3 protein-coding genes, 2 tRNA genes and 1 pseudogene are annotated in these 3,204 nt (G+C 64.5%); 5 read left to right on the top strand and 1 reads right to left on the bottom strand.

Annotated features, from left to right (window positions below):
- Positions 1-298 (top strand): zinc finger domain-containing protein (locus AC1D1S_RS20310; protein ID WP_476995342.1); only part of this gene is annotated, 298 nt, incomplete at its 5' end.
- Between the two features lie 109 nt (positions 299-407).
- Here the strand turns inward: AC1D1S_RS20310 and AC1D1S_RS20305 are convergent.
- Positions 408-478, bottom strand: a tRNA-Gly gene (locus AC1D1S_RS20305).
- A gap of 133 nt (positions 479-611) precedes the next feature.
- Here AC1D1S_RS20305 and AC1D1S_RS20300 point away from each other — a divergent pair.
- The 4 genes and pseudogenes from AC1D1S_RS20300 to clpP all read left to right on the top strand — a co-directional run.
- A tRNA-Pro gene (locus AC1D1S_RS20300) sits at positions 612-686 on the top strand.
- Between the two features lie 68 nt (positions 687-754).
- Complete coding sequence (gene tig, locus AC1D1S_RS20295) at positions 755-2,149, top strand: trigger factor (RefSeq protein ID WP_476950797.1); 1,395 nt, start codon at positions 755-757, stop codon at positions 2,147-2,149.
- A gap of 308 nt (positions 2,150-2,457) precedes the next feature.
- Positions 2,458-3,096: an ATP-dependent Clp protease proteolytic subunit gene (locus AC1D1S_RS20290; RefSeq protein ID WP_028277848.1), complete on the top strand. Its 639-nt coding sequence runs from the start codon at positions 2,458-2,460 to the stop codon at positions 3,094-3,096.
- A gap of 38 nt (positions 3,097-3,134) precedes the next feature.
- Positions 3,135-3,204 (top strand): annotated as a pseudogene (gene clpP / locus AC1D1S_RS20285) (ATP-dependent Clp protease proteolytic subunit); the annotation flags it as partial.

Here is a 3,204-nt window from a genome sequence, read left to right as displayed (position 1 = left end):
GCTCAACCCCTGGCTGCCCGGCGCCGAACTGACACCGGACGCGGCCCGCCGGCTCTGGGACGACACCGCAGACATGATGACCGACGGCGTCCGGGACGGCCGGATCATCACGACGCCGCCGCAGTACTGGAACGGGGCCGGAGCCGGCGTATCCCGCGGTGTCCTGCCGGCCCCGGAGGAGGCCCACTTCGTCTACCGGCGCCACGGACTCGGCTGCAGGGACTGCGGAACGCCGGTGGCGCTGACCGAGCTCGGCGCCAGGAAGCTCTATTGGTGCCCGGCCTGCCAGCAGGCCTGAGCCGGTACGCCTGCCCTTCCAAAGCCAACCCTTCCAAGCTCCGGCCGCCGGGGCCTGGAGGGAACGAAAAAAGCCCCTCCGGAGAGGGGCTTTTTTCGTCATATTTCTGAGGGGACGACGGGAATCGAACCCGCGTARYCAGTTTGGAAGACTGRGGCTYTACCATTRAGCTACGTCCCCGGGGATCTCACTGGAACTCCCAGTAAAACTTCCGGGCGGCTGTTCAAGCCGGATACAACTAAACCCAATTCAAGGCCCCGGTGTCAAATGTGCAAATCGGCACAGTATGACCGTAGACTGTTCTGTGCACTTACGGGGTGTAGCTCAGCTTGGCTAGAGCGCCTGCTTTGGGAGCAGGAAGTCGCAGGTTCAAATCCTGTCACCCCGACTCTGCAAGCACTGCCAGCACGTGGCAATGCAGAACCCCATACCMCCCACACCAGGAGTACTTAGACTGTGAAGAGCGCTGTCGAGAACCTCACCCCCACGCGGGTCAAGCTCAATGTTGAGGTCCCCTTTGAGGAATTGAAGCCCAGCATCGCAGAGGCATACAAGACTGTTGCTTCGCAGATCCAGGTCCCCGGTTTCCGCAAGGGCAAGGTCCCCTCCAAGCTCATTGACCAGCGCGTTGGCCGCGGCTACGTCCTGGAGACGGCCATCAACGAAGGCCTCAACGGCTGGTACCAGGCCGCCGTGCAGGAAACCGGCATCCGCCCCCTGAGCCGTCCCGAGGTCGAGATCACCGAGGTTCCGGACCCGTCCGCCACCGACGGCGAGCTCAAGTTCCACGCCGAGGTTGACATCCGCCCCGAGATCGAACTGCCCGACTACGCAGGCATCAAGGTTGAGGTCGCCGCCGCCGAGTCCTCCGACGCCGACGTCGACAAGGCCCTGGACGAGCTCCGCGGCCGCTTCGGCACGCTGAAGTCCGTGGACCGCCCGGCCGCCGATGGCGACTTCCTGACGATCGACATCGCAGCCTCGATCGACGGCGCCGATGTTGACTCCGCTTCCGGCCTGTCCTACCAGGTTGGCGCCGGCACCATGCTCGAAGGCCTCGACGAGGCCGTCACCGGCCTCAGCGCCGACGAGGACGCCATCTTTGACACCACGCTGGTCGGCGGCGAGCACGCCGGCGAGTCCGCTCAGGTCAAGGTCACCGTCAAGGCCGTCAAGGAGCGCGAGCTCCCCGTCGCCGACGACGACTTCGCCCAACTCGCCAGCGAGTTCGACACCCTCGCGGAACTCCGTGAGGACCTGGCCAAGCAGGCCGCCGAGTCCAAGGTTGTTGACCAGGGCGTYGAGGCCCGCGACAAGGTCCTGGACAAGCTCGTTGAGCTCGTCGAGGTTCCCGTCCCGGCGTCGATCGTCGAAGAGCAGCTCGAGCAGCACTTCAACGCCGAAAACGCCCACGGTGAAGGCGAGCACGACACCGAGGAGCACCGCGCCGAGGTCAAGGCCAACACCGAGCGCGCCTTCCAGAACGAGATCATCCTCGACGCCATCGCGGAGAAGGAAGAAGTCAACGTCAGCCAGAACGAGCTGATCGACTACATCGTCACCACCGCCAGCCAGTACGGCATGGACCCGAACCAGTTCGCCCAGATCATCGATCAGAGCGGCCAGGTGCCCATGATGGTTTCCGAGGTCCGCCGCCGCAAGGCACTGGCCGTCGTGCTGGGCCAGGCCGAGGTCACCGACTCCGAGGGCAACAAGGTTGACCTGAGCGACTTCGTCCGCCCCGGCGACGAAGCCGCCCCGGCCGCCGAGACCGTTGAGGACGAAGCAGCTTCGGCAGAAGCCAGCACCGAGGCCACGCCGAGCGATGACCCCGCAGCAGTGAAGTTCTAGCAGTCACTGAGACGTAGAACAGTCGGCCCCCGGATCACCGATCCGGGGGCCGAATGTTTTAAGCCCCCGTCTGCAGCCATGCCCGGCCTGCACGGTCTGTCCGGGAGCCGGGAAGGGCCCGCCACCAGGACCCGGCGCGCGGGGTCCCGGCAATCGTGCGCCGTCAGCGAACAGCCCGGCGCCAGCGAACAAAGCGGGCGTGAAAACGGTTAGTGTCGCTGTAGGAAAGTTCAGTGATGTCGTCCAGTGGCGTCACCGTCGCCAGCGAGAGGTAAGTACATATGTCACAGCAAGCAGGGGCACCCCGGATGGCCACGGTCGATCCGGCAGCCCAGGATAACTACATTTACAACCGCCTGCTGAAAGAGCGCATCATCTGGCTCGGCTCCGAGGTCCGCGACGATAACGCCAACGCCATCTGCTCCCAGCTGCTGCTGCTCTCGGCGGAGAATCCTGAAAGGGACATCTACCTTTACATCAACTCACCCGGCGGCTCCGTCACCGCCGGCATGGCCATCTATGACACCATGCAGTTCATCCCGAACGATGTTGTCACGGTTGCCACCGGCCTCGCCGCGTCCATGGGCCAGTTCCTGCTCTCCTCCGGCACCAAGGGCAAGCGCTACGCCACCCCCAACGCCCGCATCCTCATGCACCAGCCCTCCGGCGGCATCGGCGGCACGGCGTCGGACATCAAGATCCAGGCCGAGCTGATCCTGCACATGAAGAAGGTCATGGCCGAGCTGACCGCCGACCAGACCGGCCAGAGTGTGGACACCATCCTCAAGGACAACGACCGCGACAAGTGGTTCACGGCCCCGGAAGCCCTCGAATACGGCTTCTTCGACAAGATCGCGGCACATGCCGGATCCGTGGCAGGCGGCGGCGGAACCAACGCCAACGGCTCCGGGAACAGCGGCGGCGCTGCGACAGCCACCGAGAACTGACCGGCAGGTAGACAGCAATGAATTCAGGAGCAATGAACATGAACTACAACTTCGGTTCGACTGCCGGCAACCTGCCGAGCAGCCGCTACGTGCTGCCCCAGTTCGAAG

This window comes from Arthrobacter sp. P1_A5 (assembly GCF_056406825.1).
The sequence above is the reverse complement of the archived record's forward strand: the minus strand, read 5'-3'. Positions and strand labels throughout refer to the sequence as shown.

What these genes read in the sequence shown, in the direction of transcription:
- AC1D1S_RS20290 (WP_028277848.1), top strand. Translation starts at nt 2,458, where the DNA reads ATGGCCACGGTCGATCCGGCAGCCCAGGATAACTACATTTACAACCGC.